At 71.8% G+C, this 17,373-nt stretch carries 13 protein-coding genes and 1 tRNA gene; 8 read left to right on the top strand and 6 right to left on the bottom strand.

The features are described from left to right. Positions 1-48: 48 nt before the first annotated feature. The 3 genes from rlmN to ACFSOX_RS10820 form a co-directional block, all read right to left on the bottom strand. A complete protein-coding gene (gene rlmN / locus ACFSOX_RS10830; RefSeq protein WP_378477821.1) occupies positions 49-1,317 on the bottom strand; it encodes a dual-specificity RNA methyltransferase RlmN in 1,269 nt (422 codons plus the stop codon). A gap of 174 nt (positions 1,318-1,491) precedes the next feature. Then, positions 1,492-2,364 carry an aldo/keto reductase family oxidoreductase gene (locus ACFSOX_RS10825; protein WP_378477820.1) on the bottom strand — a complete coding sequence of 291 codons (873 nt, stop codon included), beginning with the start codon at positions 2,362-2,364 and terminating at the stop codon, positions 1,492-1,494. A gap of 118 nt (positions 2,365-2,482) precedes the next feature. Beyond that, entirely contained in the window at positions 2,483-3,715 is a 1,233-nt protein-coding gene (locus ACFSOX_RS10820; protein ID WP_378477819.1) for a penicillin-binding protein activator, read from the bottom strand. 186 nt (positions 3,716-3,901) lie between these two features. Between ACFSOX_RS10820 and rsmI the strand changes: the two genes are divergently transcribed. The 4 genes from rsmI (at position 3,902) to ACFSOX_RS10800 (ending at position 8,119) form a co-directional block, all read left to right on the top strand. Further along, positions 3,902-4,906, top strand: a complete 1,005-nt coding sequence (rsmI, locus tag ACFSOX_RS10815) for a 16S rRNA (cytidine(1402)-2'-O)-methyltransferase (RefSeq protein ID WP_378477818.1) — start codon at positions 3,902-3,904, stop codon at positions 4,904-4,906. Between the two features lie 208 nt (positions 4,907-5,114). Continuing rightward, the gene (locus ACFSOX_RS10810) at positions 5,115-5,546 is read left to right on the top strand and encodes a YraN family protein (RefSeq protein WP_378477859.1); all 432 of its coding nucleotides are present in this window, start codon (positions 5,115-5,117) and stop codon (positions 5,544-5,546) included. A 187-nt stretch (positions 5,547-5,733) separates the two neighbouring features. Further along, on the top strand, positions 5,734-7,530 hold the full coding sequence (locus ACFSOX_RS10805; RefSeq protein ID WP_378477817.1) for a potassium/proton antiporter: 1,797 nt from the start codon (positions 5,734-5,736) through the stop codon (positions 7,528-7,530). Between the two features lie 175 nt (positions 7,531-7,705). Next, positions 7,706-8,119: a GlsB/YeaQ/YmgE family stress response membrane protein gene (locus ACFSOX_RS10800; protein WP_378477816.1), complete on the top strand. Its 414-nt coding sequence runs from the start codon at positions 7,706-7,708 to the stop codon at positions 8,117-8,119. 137 nt (positions 8,120-8,256) lie between these two features. Here ACFSOX_RS10800 and ACFSOX_RS10795 read toward each other — a convergent pair whose 3' ends face one another. The 3 genes from ACFSOX_RS10795 to ACFSOX_RS10785 all read right to left on the bottom strand — a co-directional run bounded on the left by ACFSOX_RS10795 (position 8,257) and on the right by ACFSOX_RS10785 (position 14,466). Beyond that, the gene (locus tag ACFSOX_RS10795) at positions 8,257-11,562 is read right to left on the bottom strand and encodes an autotransporter family protein (protein ID WP_378477815.1); all 3,306 of its coding nucleotides are present in this window, start codon (positions 11,560-11,562) and stop codon (positions 8,257-8,259) included. A gap of 113 nt (positions 11,563-11,675) precedes the next feature. Beyond that, positions 11,676-13,301: a C1 family peptidase gene (locus tag ACFSOX_RS10790; RefSeq protein ID WP_378477814.1), complete on the bottom strand. Its 1,626-nt coding sequence runs from the start codon at positions 13,299-13,301 to the stop codon at positions 11,676-11,678. 229 nt (positions 13,302-13,530) lie between these two features. After that, positions 13,531-14,466 carry a CHAD domain-containing protein gene (locus ACFSOX_RS10785; protein ID WP_378477813.1) on the bottom strand — a complete coding sequence of 312 codons (936 nt, stop codon included), beginning with the start codon at positions 14,464-14,466 and terminating at the stop codon, positions 13,531-13,533. A 98-nt stretch (positions 14,467-14,564) separates the two neighbouring features. On the opposite strand from ACFSOX_RS10785, the gene ACFSOX_RS10780 reads away from it, so the two are divergent. The 4 genes from ACFSOX_RS10780 to ACFSOX_RS10765 all read left to right on the top strand — a co-directional run bounded on the left by ACFSOX_RS10780 (position 14,565) and on the right by ACFSOX_RS10765 (position 17,352). After that, positions 14,565-14,641: transfer RNA gene (locus ACFSOX_RS10780), tRNA-Met, on the top strand. 250 nt (positions 14,642-14,891) lie between these two features. Beyond that, the gene (locus tag ACFSOX_RS10775) at positions 14,892-16,589 is read left to right on the top strand and encodes a formate--tetrahydrofolate ligase (protein WP_378477812.1); all 1,698 of its coding nucleotides are present in this window, start codon (positions 14,892-14,894) and stop codon (positions 16,587-16,589) included. 184 nt (positions 16,590-16,773) lie between these two features. Continuing rightward, positions 16,774-16,992 (top strand): hypothetical protein, encoded by a 219-nt coding sequence (locus tag ACFSOX_RS10770; RefSeq protein ID WP_378477811.1) that lies wholly within the window; start codon positions 16,774-16,776, stop codon positions 16,990-16,992. Between the two features lie 69 nt (positions 16,993-17,061). After that, on the top strand, positions 17,062-17,352 hold the full coding sequence (locus tag ACFSOX_RS10765; protein WP_378477810.1) for a hypothetical protein: 291 nt from the start codon (positions 17,062-17,064) through the stop codon (positions 17,350-17,352). Positions 17,353-17,373: the final 21 nt, after the last annotated feature.

Below are 17,373 nucleotides of genomic sequence, written 5' to 3'. Positions count from 1 at the left end.
GGATTCCGGGTTCACGCGCCTGCGGCGCGCGCCCCGGAATGACGAGCCTCACTCCGTCATCGCCATGGCGCGCAGCGCCATGCGCTCGCGCGCCGAGAGCTTTTCCGTGGCGCTCTTGAGCTGGCCGCAGGCGGCGAAGATGTCGCGGCCGCGCGGCGTGCGCACCGGCGACGAGTAGCCGGCGTCGAACACGAACTCGGAGAATTTCTCGATCTGGTCCCAGTCCGAGCACTCGTATTTGGTGCCGGGCCACGGGTTGAACGGGATCAGGTTGATCTTGGCCGGGATACCCTTGAGGAGCTTCACCAGGGCGCGCGCGTCGGCGAGCGAGTCGTTGACGCCCTTCAGCATCACGTACTCGAACGTGATGCGCCGCGCGTTGTTCAGGCCCGGATAGTTGCGGCACGCCTCCATCAGCTGCGCGATCGGGTACTTGCGGTTCAGCGGCACCAGCTCGTCGCGGATGTCGTCGCGCACCGCGTGCAGCGACACGGCGAGCATCACGCCGATCTCGTCGCCGGCCCGCACGATGTTGGGCACGACGCCCGAGGTGGAGAGCGTGATGCGGCGCTTGGAGATGCCGATGCCCTCGCCGTCGGCGACGACGAGCAGCGCGTCGCGCACCGCCTCGAAATTGTAGAGCGGCTCGCCCATCCCCATCATCACGATGTTGCTGATGAAGCGGCCGCCGTCGGTCGGCACGATGCCGTCGGCCGGCGGCACGCCGTCCGGCCAGTCGCCGAGCCGGTCCTTCGCCACCAGCACCTGGCCGACGATCTCGCCGGCCGTGAGGTTGCGCACCAGGCGCTGCGTGCCGGTGTGGCAGAACGCGCAGGTGAGCGTACAGCCGACCTGGCTGGAGACGCACAGCGTGCCGCGGTCGGTCTCCGGGATGTAGACGCACTCGACCTCGTGCGGCCGGCTCTCCGCACCGGCGGCGCCGTCGCCCGGCAGGCGCAAGAGCCACTTGCGGGTGCCGTCGGTCGACACCTGTTCGGCCACCACCTCGGGCCGCGCCAGGGTGAAATGCGTCGCCAGCCGCGTGCGCAGATCCTTCGACACGTTGGTCATCGCGTCGAAGTCGCGGGCGCCGTGAACGTAGATCCACTGCCAGAGCTGCTGGACCCGCATCTTGGCCTGCCCGGCCGGCACCCCGATGCCGACCAGCGCCTCGCGCAAGGCCGTCCGCGACATCCCGACCAGCGACGGCTTGGCCGGCGCCACATAGGTCTCCAGCGCGGTTTTCTCCAACGGTGCCAGAGAGATCGCGGCGGTGGCGGAGGACGGGGCGGGGGTCGGGTCGTGCGACAGGGTCATGGTCTCGTCGGGCGGTTCTTACGGGCGTCGCCCGGATTTTTCGGAGTTTCGTCCGGGGCGCGACGCCCCGGAACGCCCCGTTATGTAGGCGTTCGCGCGCGCGATGTCCAAACCGCAGCCTGCACGGCCCTCCTGCGGCGACGGGGCCGGGCCGTGGCACGGCCCCTCAGGTCGTCAGTGGGGCGGGCCGGCGAGCCCGTTCAGCGCCGCCATCGCGGCGTCCGGCAGATGCAGGGTCGCGGCCGCGAGGTTCTCGCGCAGATGGGCGAGCGACGCGGTGCCGGGGATCAGCAGGATGTTGGGCGCGCGGCGCAAGAGCCAGGCGAGCGCGACCTGCATGGGCGTCGCCGCGAGCTCCTTCGCGACGGTGTCGAGCGTCGACGACTGCAGCGGCGTGAAGCCGCCGAGCGGGAAGAACGGCACATAGGGGATCCCGTCGCGGGCGAGCGCGTCGATCAGGGCGTCGTCGGCGCGCTGCGCCACGTTGTACAGGTTCTGCACGCAGACGATCGGCACCATCTTTCGGGCGTCGGCGATCTGCTTGGCCGTGACGTTGCTCAGTCCGATGTGGCGGATAAGCCCTTTCTCCCGCAGCTCGGCCAGCACCGTGAGCGGCGCCTCCAGCGAGCCCTCGGCCGGACCGTGATCGAACATGGCGCGCAGATTGACCACCTCGAGCGTGTCGAGCCCGAGATTCGTCAGATTGTCGCGGACGGCCCGGGTCAGCTCGGCTGCCGAGAAGGCCGGGTTCCACGAGGCGTCGGCGCCGCGCCGCGCCCCGACCTTGGTGACGATGACGAGATCGTCCGGATAGGGATGCAGCGCCTCGCGGATCAGGATGTTGGTGACGTGCGGGCCGTAGAAGTCGGAGGTGTCGATGTGGGTCACGCCGCTCGCCACCGCCTCGCGCAGCACGGCGCGGGCCGTGTCGGGATCCTTGGCCGGGCCGAACACGCCGGGCCCGGCGAGCTGCATGGCGCCATAGCCGAGGCGGCCGACGGTGCGGTCGCCGAGCCGATAGGTGCCGGCGGGGGTGAGGTCAGCCATGGTCGATCTCCTATTTTCGGGCACGACACAGCTACGCCTCCCGGTGACGTGCGAAAACCGGGGTCAGTTCGGACAGGCCGTGCGGACTTTCGAACAGTCGGTCAGGCGATCGTCCGCCCTACCCGAAGCTCCGCGGGGCCGCCGAGACCACCTCGCCGCCGGCCGTGGTGACCTTGAGGACCGCGAGCCCGCGCTGGTTGGTGCCGTCCTGGCGGAACCGAAAAACGCCGTCGATGCCGGCGAAGCCGGACGGGTTGAGCAGCATCTCGTCGGTGATGCGGCCGCCCCCTTGCGACTTCAACAGCGCGGCGACCAGCGCCACGGCGTCGTAGGCGAGCGTCGCGGTGCGCACCGGATCCTGGCCGTAGCGGATGCGGTAACGGCCGGCGAAGCCGCGGAAGCCGGCCGAGTCGGGCGCCGCGAACCAGCCGCCGTCGAGCGCCGGATCCGCGAACACCCGCTGGTCGTCCCACAGGCCGGTGCCGAGGAGCTGCAGGCGCTTGGGGTCGACGCCGGCGCCCTGCAGGGCCTGCACGACGCGCGGCAGCGCCTCGCCCGAGTCGGCGAGAAACAGCGCGTCGGAGCGGCTGGCGACGTCCGCCACCTGGCGGGCCGGCCCCTGCGCCGCCTCGCCCGGCTTGTAGCGCTCGACCGCCGTGACCCGGCCGCCCTTGCGCGCCACCGCCTGCTTGAAGGCTGCTTCCACCACGCCACCATAGGGGTTGTCGGGCAGGAAGGCGGCCATCGATCGCTTGCCCTGCGAGACGGCGTACTCGACGATGCGGTCGACGTCGGACTCGGGCAAAAAGCTCAGCAGATAGACGCCGCGCGACGCGACATTGGCGTCGGTCGAGAAGGCGATCACCGGCACTTTTCCGCGCGCCACCTGCGCGGTCGCCCCGACCGCATGGGCGAACAGCGGCCCGAGGATCACGACCGCGCCCTCCTCCAGCGCCTGGCGGGCGGCTCCTTGCGCGCCCTGCGCCGTGCCGGCGTCGTCCTTCACGTCGAGCAGCACGTCGGGATTGTTGAACTCGGCGAGCGCCAGCTCGGCGGCGTTCTTCATCGACTGCGCGGCCGCCCCCGCATTGCCGCCGGCCGACAGCGGCAGGATCAGGGTGACACGGGCCTGGCCACCTCCCGTCGGCGCGCCCGGGCCGGCACCGGGCGGCGGCAGCGGCTCGGCCGAGACACCGGGGGTGGGCGAGGGCGCCGGCGGCGGCGCGTCGGGCGAGCGGCCGGCCCCGCCGCCGCCGAGATCGAGGCCGGCGCAGCCGGTGACGAGCGCCGTGCCGCCGAGCCCGAGCACCCGCACCACGCCGCGCCGTGTCGGAGCCTTCGAGACCGCCATCTGCCCAACTCCCCCGCGCCCGTCGCGGGCCAAACGGCCGGCGCGGGCGAGACCGCCCGGCGCGACGACGCCATGGCGGCAACAGCGCCACAGCGCAACCGCCGGGTCAATCCTCGTGCACGCAAAGGCGCTTGTCGTCCCCGGCCGGGACTTCCGGGGACGGCCGCGGAGCGATAGAACCACCGCATGAGCGCCGCGCGAGATCACGACCAGCAAGCCCGCGATCAGCAGGACGGCCTTCAGGACGGTGCGGGGCCGGATGGGCTGGAGCACCTCGATCCGGCGGACGCCGCCGCGGGCGAGCGCAGCGTCGTGCTGTTCGGCGCGCCGCGGCGGGCGCCGCCGCTCGCCGGCGGGCTGTTCGTCGTGGCGACGCCGATCGGCCATCTGGAGGACGTCTCGCTGCGCGCTTTGTTCACGCTCGCGGCCGCCGACCTGATCGCCTGCGAGGACACACGCGTGACTCGCAAGCTGCTCGCCCGCTACGGCATCGCCCGGCCGCTGACCGCCTATCACGAGCACAATGCCGCGCAGGCGCGGCCGAAGATCCTTGCCCGGCTCGCCGCCGGCGAGTCGGTGGCGCTGGTGTCGGACGCCGGCACGCCGCTGGTCTCCGATCCCGGCTTCCGGCTGGTGCGCGAGGCCCGCGAGGCGGGCTTTCCGGTCACCGCCGTGCCGGGGCCGTCCGCCGTGCTGACCGCGCTCGCCGTCGCCGGGCTGCCGACCGACCGGTTCTTCTTCGAAGGATTTTTGCCCGCGCGCGGCGGCCCGCGCCGCAGCCGGATCGCCGAGATCGCGGCCATCCCTGCGACCCTGGTGCTGTTCGAGACCGGGCCGCGGCTCGCCGAGGCGCTCGCCGATCTCGCCGCGGGGCTCGGGCCGCGCGAGGCGGCGGTGTGCCGCGAGCTGACCAAGCTGCACGAGGAGGTGCGGCGTGGCGACCTCGCCGGGCTCGCGAAATCCTATGCCGAGGGCGCCGAGACGCGCGGCGAGGTCGTGCTGGTGATCGGCGGGCCTGCCGCCGACGCGCCGGTCTCGGCCGAGGAGATCGACCGGAAGCTGGCCGCGGCGATGCGCACCGGCTCGCTCAAGGACGCCGTCGCGGCTGTCGCGGCGGCGACCGGCGAGCCGCGCCGCACCGTCTATCAACGCGCGCTGGCGCTCGGCCGGGAGACGTCCGATGAACCGTGACGACGACGATCCGCCGAAGCCGGCTGCTCCCGCCCCTGCTGCTCCCGACCCTGCTGCGCCGACGCGCAAGCCGGTCCGTGCGGTGCCCGAGAGCGTCCGCCCCGGCAGCGCGGCCGGCCGCACGTTGAAGCGCGCCGGTGAGATCGGCCCGGCGAGATCGCCGGTGCGCGCCGGGACGCCCGCGCCGCTGTCGCCGCGGGCGGCGACGATGCGGCCGGTCGCCGTGTTCAAGACCGGATCGTTCGACGAGCCGCCCGACGTCGCGAAGAAAGGCCCGGCACCGAAGCGTCAGGCGGCCCAGAAGCTCGGGCTGTCGGCGGAGAGCAAGGCGGCCGCGTTCCTGTGGGCCAAGGGCTACCGGATCATCGACCGGCGCTACAGGACGCCGGTCGGCGAGATCGACATCGTGGCGCAGTCCAAGGGCACCGTGGTGTTCGTCGAGGTGAAGGCGCGCGCCTCGCTCGACGCCGCCGCCGAGTCGGTGTCGGTGCGCCAGCGCGGCCGCATCGTCGACGCCGCGAAGCACTGGCTCGCCGCGCATCCGCAGGTCGGCGGCCTGCCGCTGCGCTTCGACGTGATCCTGATCGCGCCCGGCCACCGGCCGCAGCACCTCCAGGGCGCCTTCGACGCGAGCGAGTGACGGCGCGGTCGCCGGGCGGAGCGTCGTTCCGGATTCGGCGCTGTGCGCCGCCCCGGACCGACCGAGCGCGGCGACCGCGGTCGCGCCGGCCATCTGGCGCCGGCCATCTCGCGCTGGCCCCGCGGCGCGAACGCCCGTATCGTGACCGCTCGCCCTTCCCGACCGCAGGACGTGCGCGCGCGCAAGAATGGATTCGCTCGACACCGTCAGTCTCTCCATCCTGCTCGGCGCTGTTCTGGTCCTGGCCGGCATCCTGTCGAGCCTCGTCGCGCTGCGCTTCGGCGCGCCGCTGCTGCTCGTCTTCCTCCTGGTCGGCATGGCGGCCGGCGAATCCGGCCCCGGCGGCTTGCGCTTCGACGATGTCCGGCTCGCCTACACGGTCGGCTCGGTGGCGCTCGCGCTGATCCTGTTCGACGGCGGCCTGCGCACCCGCTTCTCGACGTTTCGCAGCGTGCTGGCGCCGTCCCTCACGCTCGCCTCGATCGGCGTGTTCCTGACCGCGGCGCTGACCGCGCCGGTCGTCGTCCAGGTGCTCGGGCTGACCTGGCTCGAGGCGCTGCTGGTCGGCGCCGTCGTCGCCTCGACGGACGCGGCCGCCGTGTTCTTCCTGCTGCACGGCCGCGGCCTTCGCCTGCGGCCGCGCGTCGCAGCGACGATCGAGATCGAGTCCGGCACCAACGATCCGCTGGCGATCTTCCTCACCGTGCTGCTGGTCGAGCTCCTGGTGATGGGCGATCGGCCATGGACGGCCGTGCTCGCGAGCCTGGTCGGCCAGGGGCTCGGCGGCGCCGCGTTCGGCCTTCTCGGCGGCCGCGTCACCGTGCTGGCGCTGAACCGGCTGGCGCTGCCGCAGGGCCTGCACGCGCCCTTCGTCACCACGGCGGCCCTCACCGTGTTCGGGCTCGCGCAATCCGTCCATGCCTCGGGCTTCCTCGCCGTCTATCTGGCCGGCCTGATCGTCGGCAACCGGCCGACCCGCGCCCACAACACCGTCATCGCCTTCCTGGACGCCGCCACCTGGCTCGCCCAGATCGCCATGTTCGTGCTGCTCGGACTGCTCGCCTGGCCGGAGCGGCTGATGTCGCACGGCCTGCAGGCGCTCGCCATCGCGGCCACGCTGATGTTCGTGGCCCGGCCCGTCGCCGTGTTCCTGTGCCTGGCGCCGTTCCGCTTCTCGTGGCGCGAGCGCGCCTTCATCTCGTGGGTCGGCCTGCGCGGCGCCGTCGGCATCTTCCTCGCGTCGATCCCGCTGCTGGTCGGATTGCCGCGGGCCGAGCTCTACTTCAACATCGGCTTCGTCGTCGTGCTGGTGTCGCTCCTGGTGCAGGGCTGGACGCTGGCGCCGGCCGCCAAGCTCCTGCGCATCGCGCTGCCGCGGGCCGAGCCGGCGCCGCGCCGCGTCGAGCTCGACCTGCCGGGCCAGCTCGAGCAGGAGCTCGTCGGCTACCACGTCGGCACCGGCAACCCCTATCTCCGCCGCAAGATCGTGCCGTCCTGGGCGAAGCCCGTGCTGGTGGTGCGCGAGAGCCGCGTGCTGTCGGCCGCCGAAGCCGGCGCGATCCGGCCGGGCGACCACATCTACCTGCTCGCCCCGCCCGAGAAGGCCCAGGCGCTCGACCGTTTCTTCGTCGAGATGCCGCCGCCGCCGGCCCCCGACCCGCGCCTGCTCGGCGACTTCTTCGTCGGCGCCGACGTGCAACTCGGGGCGCTCGCCGAGATCTACGGGCTGGAGATCGCGGCCGAGGATCGCGACGTCACGCTCGCCGACCACATCGCCGAGGCGCTGGGTCATCCGCCGCATCCCGGCGACGTGGTGCCGCTCGGCGCCATCGCCCTGGTGGTCAGCGCCGAGGCGGGCGGGCGTGTCACCCGGGTCGGCCTGCGCCTCGCCGCGCCCGATCCGGTGCCACGCGGCCGCCGGCCGCGCCTCGTCCGCTGGATCGCCCGGGCGCGCGCGCTCGCGCGCAGCGTGCTGGAACCCTGACGGGGGAGCCACGACGGCCGCGACCTTGACGCGGGACGCGCTCCGCGCCATGCCGTCGCCCCGATGCAGGGGCGGGCGCCGGAACGCCGGCTCCATCGGCGACGGTGCCGTCCGCATCGTCCGACCGTCACGGCTCCCGAGATCCGCGTTCAGTGCCCCGTCACGGAGACCCCCGATGGATTTGCCTTTCGCCACCCTTGCACTGATGGTCGTGGTCGGCGCCGCGACCGGATGGCTGGCGCGCCATGTCGCGTCGGAGCCCGGCTTCGGCCCGATCGGCGACAGCGTCGCCGGCCTGGTCGGCGCGTTCGCGGGCGTCGGCCTCGCACGGAAGCTCGGGATGGGTGCGGACGTCGCGACCGTCGCGGTCGTCGGCACGGCATTGGTCGGAGCGGCGATCGCGGTCGCCGGCGCCCGCCACCTCGCCGAGGTCTGGGCCTCGCAGGTGTCGCCGCGCGCCGATGCCGAGGGGCGGCCGCTGCCGCCCCCGGAGACGCCTGCCGCGGCGGCACACGCGCCTCGGTGCGCGCCGTCGGAGCCGGCCGACGAGGGCGAGAAGCCGCTGCCGTGGTACTACCGCAATCGCTGATGCGAGCGACGGGACCGGGGGCCTGCGGCACAGCCGGCACCGGCCTTTCCGATCGACCGGACGCGCGCCCGCCGACGCCGATCCGCGTCGTCGGGACGCACGATCGGCGGTCCCGGCCGGAGGCCCCGGCGCCCGGATCAGAAGGCGGCGCGTAGCCGACCGCTGATCACGTGGGCCACGAAGTCGTCGGCGCCCAGCTTCACGTCGTAATCGATCGAGGCTCGGAGGCGGTCGGTCGCCCCGGCGGTGAGCCCGACCCCGAGCAGCGCGAAATCGCGTCCCGGCGCGCCCACCGTAGTCGCAAAGGGCAGCGCGAACGACGCGTCGAGGAACGAGGCGCCGAGGGTCCAGGTCTCGTCCAGATACTCGTGCTGCCAGAACGCCCGCCACTCCGGCGTCACCGCGCCGAGGCCGGTGTGCAAGACAGTGCGGCCGCGCACGCCGAGCGTGCTGCGCAGCGAGTCGAGCCGGCTCTCGCCGACCGCGAGGGCGGCATCGCCGCGCTCCGTGAAGCCGCCGACCGTGACCCGCGTGTATTGCAGGCCGAGCTCGGGGCTCACCAGCATCCGGCCGAGCCGCAGATCCTTGCCGACCACCCCCTGCACGGCGAACAGATCGCCACTGCTGCCGCCCGTGTTGACGGTGCCGAGCGCCACCCGGCTGCTGTCGTTGTCGCTGCGCCCGTACAGGGCCGTTCCCTGCGCGAACCAGCCGGCCTGGCGCCAGCCGCCGTAGACGCCGCCGAGCCAGGTCGACACGGTGCCGCTGCTGCCGAACGCGTCGAGATCGGCCGTGGTGCGGCCATAGCCGACGAAGCCCCCGAGGATCGCTTCCGGCGTCACCCGGTAGTCGATGCCGGCCGTGACCCCGGCGGACCGATATCGCGTCTGCGGCGAGGTCGTCGTGGCGCCCCGACGCACCGTGGCCGCGCTGCCCTGGACGAACCCGCCCCACGGCGATTCGATCGCCCCGGGCACCGCCTTCACGGACATGCCGGCCTGGGCCACGGTCGGATCGAGCGCCGCGAAGGCATCATGGCCGCGCCGCGGCGGCTCTGCCGCGGCGAACGCCGTCGACACACCGGCGAGACGCGGGTCGAGCCCGGCTGCCGCCGATCCGGGCGCCTCCAGCCCGGCCACGGCCCGGCTGCCCTCGAGCAGCGAGGCGATCTGGTCGAGACCGCGGACCTCGAGTCCCGACCCGCCGTCGCGCCAGCGGGTCAGCCGTTGGCCGATCGTCTCGGTGGCCTGGAGCGCCGTGTCCAATCCGATCGTCGCGAGAGCCTGAAGGGCGCCGGGGGTGAGCTGCGCCAGCGCGCCGGCGACGTCGGTTGCGGTCGCGACACGGTCGATCAGGGCCTGGGTGGCGAGGCTCGCGCTGGTCGTCGTCGCGCCGTTGTCGAGCGTCCAGGCGACGCCGCTCGTCGCCGCGCTCGTCGCATAGGAGGAGAACGACCGCGACACGCCCGTGAACGCCTCGAAGCTCGTGTAGAGCGTACCGCCGATATTGACGGTCTCGCCGGCGAGCAGCGCCGCCTTCTTGGCGTCGGACAGGCCGACTTTCTGATAGTCGAGCGTGTCGGTGCCGGCGCCGCCGTTCACCAGCCCGACGATCCGCGAGCCCGGCATGACGGAGACCGTGTCGTCGCCGCCCTCCATGTTCACGGCGCGCCCGGTGTTGCCGACGATCACGCCGGAGTTCACCAGCCGGTCGGCGCCTTCGCCCATCTGGATCGCCGAGCCGTCGCCTCGGATGAACCGCGCCGACCCGGTGCCCGTGTAGACCACACCGTCGAGCGTGCCGACAGAGTTGCCGTCCACGGCACCGCTCTGCAGATAGATGGTCGCGCCGGCGTCCGGGATGACGCCGTTGCCGATGATCGTGCCGGCGTTGACGATGGTGTCGTCGTCGGCGCTCGTCCCGGTCTTGTTCTCGAGCCGGATGGCGTAGCTGGACCGGCCGACGATGGTGGCGCCGGCGGCGTTGACGATCGTGGTCGCGGCGGTGCCGCTGCGCGACAGGGTCGAGTCGTTGTTGACGACGATGCCGGCGCCGGCGCCCGAGATGGTGCCGTAATTGGTGACCGAGCCGCCGCCGATCGCGATGCCCTCGCTGTTGTTGAGGCGGCCGCCGTCGTCCCAGCCCTTGGCGCCGAGGCCCTGGATCAGGCCGTAGTTGACGATGGTGGCGACGCCGTCGACGTCGATGCCGTCGCCGTCGCCTCGCGCCGACGTGGTGTCGATCGTCCCCGTGATGGTGCCCCAGTTGTACACGGTCGCGATGTTGTCGGAGCCGACGCCGGAGCCGTCCTGGCCGACGATGGTGCCATCGGCGTAGTTGTAGACCGTGACGGTGCTGCCGGTGCCGACATTGATGCCGGCCTTGGCGCCGGAGATCAGGCCGTAATTGTAGATCGTGCCGGTATGGTTGTCCTGCAGGTCGATGCCGTCGGAGCTCGGCCGGTCGGTGGGCACCGGCTCGGACAGGGCGATGATCCGGCCGTAGTTCGTGAGCGTGAAGTTCTGGCCCGGCCGGATCGCATCGGCATTGGAGGCCGTGATCACCCCGGTTTCGCGGTTGACGATGGTGACGCGCGCGGCCGACGACGTGATGTTGTCGAGGTCGATGGCCTGGCCCGCGGCGGAGCCGGCTCCGGTCGACCTGATCACGCCGGCATTGTCGATCGACACCTGGACCGTGGTCGACGCGCCGGTGACGCCCGAGCCGTTGATCCGCACCGCGTCGTCTTGCGACTGGATGATGCCGGTGGCGCCGTTGGTCAGCGTGAACGTGTAGAGCTTCGTCAGGTCGATATTGGTGTTGATGGCACGGCTCGCCGATGCGGTGGCGTCGATCAGGCCGTCGTTGGCGATGGTGATGTTCCCGCTGCCCGGCCGGATCGCGTCGTTGCCGACGGCCCGGATCACGCCGGTCGCCGTGTTGGTGATGGTGATCGTCGCGCGGCCGCTGGCGATCGCCGCGAGGTCCAGCGCCTGACCGTCCGCGGACGACAGGATCAGGCCGGAATTGGTGATCGTGACGACGCTGCCGGTGCCCAGGTCGGCGTTGACCCGGATCGCGTCGTCGGCGGACCGGATCGTGCCGGTCGGCGCGTTCACGATCGTGATCAGGCGGAGATTGTTGTTGCTGCCGGCGATGTTGACGGCGCGGCCGCCGCTCGCCGTCGACTCGACGATGCCGGCATTCTCGATGGAGATGCCGTTCGGCGTGGTGACGGTCGACGACACCGCGGTGCCGTTGACGGACAAGGCACCGGTGTCCTGGACGATCAGCCGGTCGCCGTCGATCAGGGTCTTGCCGGTCGTGTCGGTGGTGCCGGCCGGGACGACGACGTCGGCCGCGATGCCCGGTGCAGGCGCCGCCAGAGCCGCCATCGCGACCAGCAACGACAAACGACTCACCCCGGCGAGAAGACGCGCCATGACGGCCCCCGATCACTGATTAACCTCGGATTAATCAGTAGCGTCGGGCGTATGACAGTGGCATGACACGGGCTAGGCCGCGCTAGTCGGGCACGGAATGCGCGCAGCAGTGGTCAGCGGCCGCGCGTCTCCAGGCTCAGCACGGTGGCGGCGACGTCGCGACCGGGCGTCGCGCCGGCCGCCGAGGCGGACGGCTGGGCGAGCAGGGCGCGCCGCAGCGCCGAGAGATACTCGCGCTCGGTCTGTCGGGTCGGCAGGGCGCGCGGGAACAGCGGCGTCGTCGAGGCGATCGCGATGATCATCTCGCGGCCGAACGGGGCGCTCACGGTCGCGCGCGCGCGACCGTCGGAGCCGTCGCCGAAGACGAGCGTGCGGCTCGCCTCGGCGGGGGCCGGATTGCCGTCGCGCGGCTGCACCAGATGCACCAGCGTGCCGTCGACCTGCACGTAGCTGACATAGAGATAGCGCGGCCGGCTCGGCGTGCGCACCGAAATGCGCAGCGGATCGCCGTCGCGCAACACGGTGCGGCCGCCGATGTCGACGGTCGGCCGGTCGGCGACGTCGAGCGCGTCGTCGAGCGTCTGCAGCGCCTCGCATTGCGGCCACGGCGCGACGACGACGTCACCCATCGCGAAGCCCGGGCGCGACGCGGCGGCGCGCCGGACCGTCTCCAGATCATCCGACGAGGCGACGAAGCCGGACAGCACGGTACGGCCAGCGTCGCGCCGTGCCGTCACCTTGGCGCAGGCGAGCCGCCGCAGCTCGGGAAGGTCGGCGGCGACGACCTGGCCGGCGGGCGGCACCGGCGGTGGCAGCGGCTGGACGCTCGGGCCAGGCTTCGGGCCGGGTGTCGGGACCGGCGTGACCGGCGGCGACGGGACGGGCGTGACCGGCGGCGGCGGGGGTGGACGCACCGACCGCTCGACGTCCAGGATCCCGGCCTCGCGAACTCTTTGGCGGAACGTGTCGTAGCCGATCCACGCATAGCCGCGGTCGCCCCAGCCCGTCCCCCACGAGTTGATCAGCCGGAACGCCTGGCGGCGGTCGTCGTAGCCGGTCAGCGTCATGGCGTGCCAGCCGCGCGGGCCGGTGAAGTCCGGCTCGGCGAACACGCCGTCGCCGCGATGCCTCTGGAACGCGACGCTGTCGGCGAACGAGATCAGCACCGGGTTGGAGAGCGCGAGCTGTCCCTTCACGTCGTCGATCCGAGCGAGGTCGATGCGGCGATAGCCGCGCACCTGGAACTCGCCGGGGCGTCCCGTCACGCCCGGTCCGGGCGGCGCCGTGCACTGGTCGACATACGGATAGGACGCCATCGACGGTGCCCCGCGGCGCAGGACGTCGATGTTGCGGACGAAGCTGGTGCCGGTGCAATCCTGCTGGGTGCGGGCGAGGTGATAGACATAGGCCGGGCTCGGCACGTTCGAGGCCTGGCGCACGTCGCGGCCCTCGGCGGTCGCGACGTAATAGCTGCGCGCCGCATAGGCGACGGCCCAGGCCGTGCAGGAGGGCAGCTTTCCTTGGCGCCCGGGGAGCGGCATGCTGCCGGAGAGATCGACGGACAACGGCAGGAACGCCCGGAACATCTCCGTGGTGGCGAGGCTGCGTTTGGTCGCCTCGTCGATCGGGGCGTCGCCATTGGCATAGACGGTGTCCAACGGATCGGGCGGCGGCGCCGGTTGGGCGTCCGCCCGGCCGAGGCCGAGCGCGGCCGGCGCGAGCACGGCGAGCAGGGCCACCGCGACCCCCGGCCACGGTCGGGTGCGCGGCAGCCGGACGACCGTCCTGCGGACCGGGGTCGGAAGTCTGTGCGAGGCGCGAGGCATGCGGACCGCCGGGGTGGGACGCCGGACCGGACCGTCCGGCCCGACACTCTATCCCGTCCCCGAGGTGTCGCGGAAGCCGGCGTCGGTTCACCGGCGCGGCCGCACGCCGGCATTATCGCCGTGGCGCGGCCGTTCGCGGTCGTCACTGCGGCACGCGGTGCTCCCACAGGGCGAGCAGGCGGCGGCGGAAGCTCCGCGGCGAATCGGCGAACAGTCGGCCGGCGAGCCGGGCCGCCACTGCCACGTGCTCGGCCCGCCGCGCCGCGATCAGCGGCACGAGCCGCGAGCGCCACGGCGCCAACGGCCCGTGCGGCTCGGTGAAGCCGGCCAGGATGATCAGATCCTGGTGGTGGCCGAGCCGGTCGCGCAGGCGCTGCGATTCGCCGATCCAGAACTCCCCGAAACGCGGCCACAGCGGCGCGACGATCTCCATCTGGTAGCGGTGGATCACCACCTTCTGTCGCATCTCGTGCAAGGTCTCGGGATGGCTGGTCTGCCAGTCGTCGGGGATCGCCTTGCGGGCGCGGCCGTAGTGGCCGGCGAGCTCGGTCGCCACGTCGCGGAACGTCAGGTGGCCGATCGGCCAGTACTTCACGCCTTCGGTGGCGGCGAACAGGATCTCGTCGATCTCCCGGCGGGTATCAGGGGTGAGCGAGACGCCCTCGGCCTGCGTGCGCACCGCGTCGAGCCGCGCCGTCACGGTGGCGAGGCTGCGGTCCGAGAGCACCGGCAAGGTCTCGCGCGCCGAGTCGTCCAGCTTGCCGAGATCCTCCAGCGCGTCGCGGGCCGTCTGGGCGTCGCGGGCGCCGGCGAGCAGGCGGGCGAGGTCGCGAGCCTCGGTGCGCAGCCGCTTGCCCTCGTCGCCCAGGAACGGCTCGACGAGGCGCAGATGCGCCCGCCAGCGCTTCATGCTTTTTCGGAAATCGTGGATCGCCTCGGCTTCCGGGAGGTTCGGATCGGTGATCGCGGTGCGCGCTTCGGTGAGCGCGCCGCGGGCGATTTCACGTAGCATATCCGGGACATGCAGCCCGCCGGACGACGGATCCTTCAGGTCGGTGCCGGTCGGCATCCGAGCCATGCTCGAAAGTACCAAATTCTGTCCCACCTGGGCTTCCCATTCCCCGACGAGGTTGCTACATAAGCCCCGCGCCGGCGACGACGTCGTCCGGTCCGTGGCGCGGGGTGGAGCAGCCCGGTAGCTCGTCAGGCTCATAACCTGAAGGTCGCAGGTTCAAATCCTGCCCCCGCAACCAATCTCCGGCGACATCATATCGCGCAGGTCACCGGCCCGCCACTCGTCCGAGTTGGCGGGTTTTTCATTTCGGCGCATCTCCGGAGGGGATCCGGACGGGTTCGGGCAGCTTAGCGACCCGCCGTGACAGTTTTTTGCCGGCCTCGCCGAGGCGCCGGCGCCCGGGGGCCGCCCGGGGGGCCTCCCGGGCTTCGACGGGCGGCGCGACTTCTTGTAGGTATCGGCCGCCGCAGTCGCATCAGGGTTCCGGAATGCCGCCCTCCCAGCACGTCGCCCCGAAATCCGACATCGAGATCTCGCAGGACGCCCCCAAGCGTCCCATCGTCGAGTTGGCACGAGAAAGGCTCGGCATCGCGGCCGACGAGCTCGAGCCCTACGGCCGCTACAAGGCCAAGGTGTCGCTGGATTTCGTGGACACGCTGCAGGATCGGCCCTCGGGCAAGCTCGTCCTCGTCTCGGCCATCACCCCGACGCCGGCCGGCGAGGGCAAGACGACGACCACGGTCGGGCTCACCGACGCGCTCGTCCATATCGGCAAGAAGGCGATGCTGTGCCTGCGCGAGCCGAGCCTCGGCCCGTCCTTCGGCCAGAAAGGTGGCGCCGCCGGCGGCGGCTACGCCCAGGTGGTGCCGATGGAGGACATCAACCTTCATTTCACCGGCGACTTCCACGCGATCGGGGCAGCCCACAACCTGCTCGCGGCGATGATCGACAACCACATCTACTGGGGCAACGGGCTCGGCATCGATTCGCGGCGCGTGACGTGGCGGCGCGTGCTCGACATGAACGACCGGGCGTTGCGCGACATCGTCTGCTCGCTCGGCGGCGCCGTGAACGGCTTCCCGCGCGAGGCCGGCTTCGACATCACGGTCGCCTCCGAGGTGATGGCGATCTTCTGCCTGGCCGAGAACCTCGCCGACCTGAAGGCGCGGCTCGGCGACATCGTCGTGGCGCAGACGCGCGACAAGGCGCCGATCCGGGCGCGCGACCTGAAGGCGCACGGCGCCATGACGGCGCTCCTGAAGGAAGCGCTGGCGCCGAACCTCGTGCAGACGCTGGAGGGCACGCCGGCCTTCGTGCACGGCGGTCCGTTCGCCAACATAGCGCACGGCTGCAACTCGGTGATCGCCACCAAGACGGCGCTCAAGCTCGCCGACTGGGTGGTGACCGAGGCCGGCTTCGGGGCCGATCTCGGCGCGGAGAAATTCCTCGACATCAAGTGCCGCAAGACCGGGCTCGCGCCGAACTGCGTCGTGCTGGTCGCGACCGTGCGGGCGCTGAAGATGCACGGCGGCGTGAGGAAGGAGGATCTCCGCGAAGAGAATCCGGAGGCGCTCGAGGAGGGCCTGTCCAATCTCCGCCGCCACGTCGAGAACGTGAAGAAGTTCGGGCTGGTGCCGGTGGTGTCGATCAACCGCTTCTCGACCGACACGGCCGCCGAGATCGCGCTGGTGCGCGAGGCCTGCGCCGCGCTCGGCGTCGAGGCCTATGTGGCCGACCACTGGGCCGAGGGCGGCAAGGGCGCCGTCGACGTCGCCCGCGCCGTGGTCCGCGCGGCGGAGAGCGGCAGGAGCCGCCTGACGCTCCTCTATCCCGACGACATGCCGCTGGTGGAGAAGATCCGCACGGTGGCGCGCGAGATCTACCACGCGAGCGACATCGCGCTCGACGCGCCGGTGGCCGAGCAGCTCGCCGGCTTCCAGGCGGCAGGCTACGGGCACCTGCCGGTGTGCATCGCCAAGACCCAGTACAGCTTCTCGACCAATCACGAGATCAAGGGCGCGCCGTCGGGCCACATCGTGCATGTGCGCGAGGTGCGGCTCGCCGCCGGCGCCGGTTTCGTGGTCGCCATCTGCGGGGACATCATGACGATGCCGGGCCTGCCCCGCATCCCCGCCGCCGAGGCGATCGACGTTCTCCCCGACGGGCGGATGATCGGGCTGTTCTGAGGGCCGCATCGATCGGCTGGGCCGGAGCCGAGCCTGTCACAGGATCCGACGGGTCTTTGTGGACGCAGTATTGACGTATTTTTTACGCCAAATTAGCGTCTCAGGCGCAGTAGCTGGGCATTGACCGGGCGCATCCGAGAGCATAGCTGCGGATGGCAAGGGTTCGTGCCCGCAGGAGGACGAGATGCCTCAGGACAAGGTTCGGCTGAACTTGCAGGTCTCCAGCGAGCTCAACCAGATGCTCGAAACCATTGCCGAGGACACCGGAACGCAGCGCAGCGACGTGATTCGTCAGGCGCTTGCGCTGATGAAGGTCGCCCACGACGCCAAGCGTCGCGGCAAGCACATCGGGTTGGTCTCGGACCCGGACAAGCTGGAGACGGAGATCGTCGGCTTGCTTTGATCGGCGGGCACGGGGCAGCGTGTGTCCTGAAAGGGGACGGACGTGTCGCACGAACTCGACGTCAACGACATGTTCTCGCGCGCCTCGATCACGATCGCTCCCGAGGAGGCGACCGACGAACGGGCAGTGCGGTTGCGCAAGGAGGACCGCGAGCATCGACTCGAACAGATCAAAGGCATGATCGTCTTCGTCGTGATCGTCGGCGCTCTCCTCGGCATCGGAGGCTTGTGCGCCTACGAAGCGGTGTTCGACGGGTCCGCATCGGCGGACACCAAGCGGTGGGCGCAGACGACACTGTCCGCGCTGTTCGCCGGTTCCGTCTCGTTCGTGCTCGGGCAGATGACGGCGAAGCGCAAGTGATGCCGGGTGAAGGCGGCCGCA

It is taken from the genome of Rhodoplanes azumiensis (assembly GCF_042682915.1).
In the GTDB taxonomy this organism is placed as follows: Bacteria; Pseudomonadota; Alphaproteobacteria; order Rhizobiales; family Xanthobacteraceae; genus Rhodoplanes; species Rhodoplanes azumiensis.
The sequence above is the reverse complement of the archived record's forward strand: the minus strand, read 5'-3'. Positions and strand labels throughout refer to the sequence as shown.

Coding starts and splice junctions, on each gene's coding strand:
- ACFSOX_RS10775 (WP_378477812.1), top strand. CDS start 14,892: ATGCCGCCCTCCCAGCACGTCGCCCCGAAATCCGACATCGAGATCTCG.
- rlmN (WP_378477821.1), bottom strand. CDS start 1,317: ATGACCCTGTCGCACGACCCGACCCCCGCCCCGTCCTCCGCCACCGCC.
- rsmI (WP_378477818.1), top strand. CDS start 3,902: ATGAGCGCCGCGCGAGATCACGACCAGCAAGCCCGCGATCAGCAGGAC.
- ACFSOX_RS10820 (WP_378477819.1), bottom strand. CDS start 3,715: ATGGCGGTCTCGAAGGCTCCGACACGGCGCGGCGTGGTGCGGGTGCTC.
- ACFSOX_RS10770 (WP_378477811.1), top strand. CDS start 16,774: ATGCCTCAGGACAAGGTTCGGCTGAACTTGCAGGTCTCCAGCGAGCTC.
- ACFSOX_RS10825 (WP_378477820.1), bottom strand. CDS start 2,364: ATGGCTGACCTCACCCCCGCCGGCACCTATCGGCTCGGCGACCGCACC.
- ACFSOX_RS10785 (WP_378477813.1), bottom strand. CDS start 14,466: ATGGCTCGGATGCCGACCGGCACCGACCTGAAGGATCCGTCGTCCGGC.
- ACFSOX_RS10795 (WP_378477815.1), bottom strand. CDS start 11,562: ATGGCGCGTCTTCTCGCCGGGGTGAGTCGTTTGTCGTTGCTGGTCGCG.
- ACFSOX_RS10800 (WP_378477816.1), top strand. CDS start 7,706: ATGGATTTGCCTTTCGCCACCCTTGCACTGATGGTCGTGGTCGGCGCC.
- ACFSOX_RS10805 (WP_378477817.1), top strand. CDS start 5,734: ATGGATTCGCTCGACACCGTCAGTCTCTCCATCCTGCTCGGCGCTGTT.
- ACFSOX_RS10765 (WP_378477810.1), top strand. CDS start 17,062: ATGTTCTCGCGCGCCTCGATCACGATCGCTCCCGAGGAGGCGACCGAC.
- ACFSOX_RS10810 (WP_378477859.1), top strand. CDS start 5,115: ATGCGGCCGGTCGCCGTGTTCAAGACCGGATCGTTCGACGAGCCGCCC.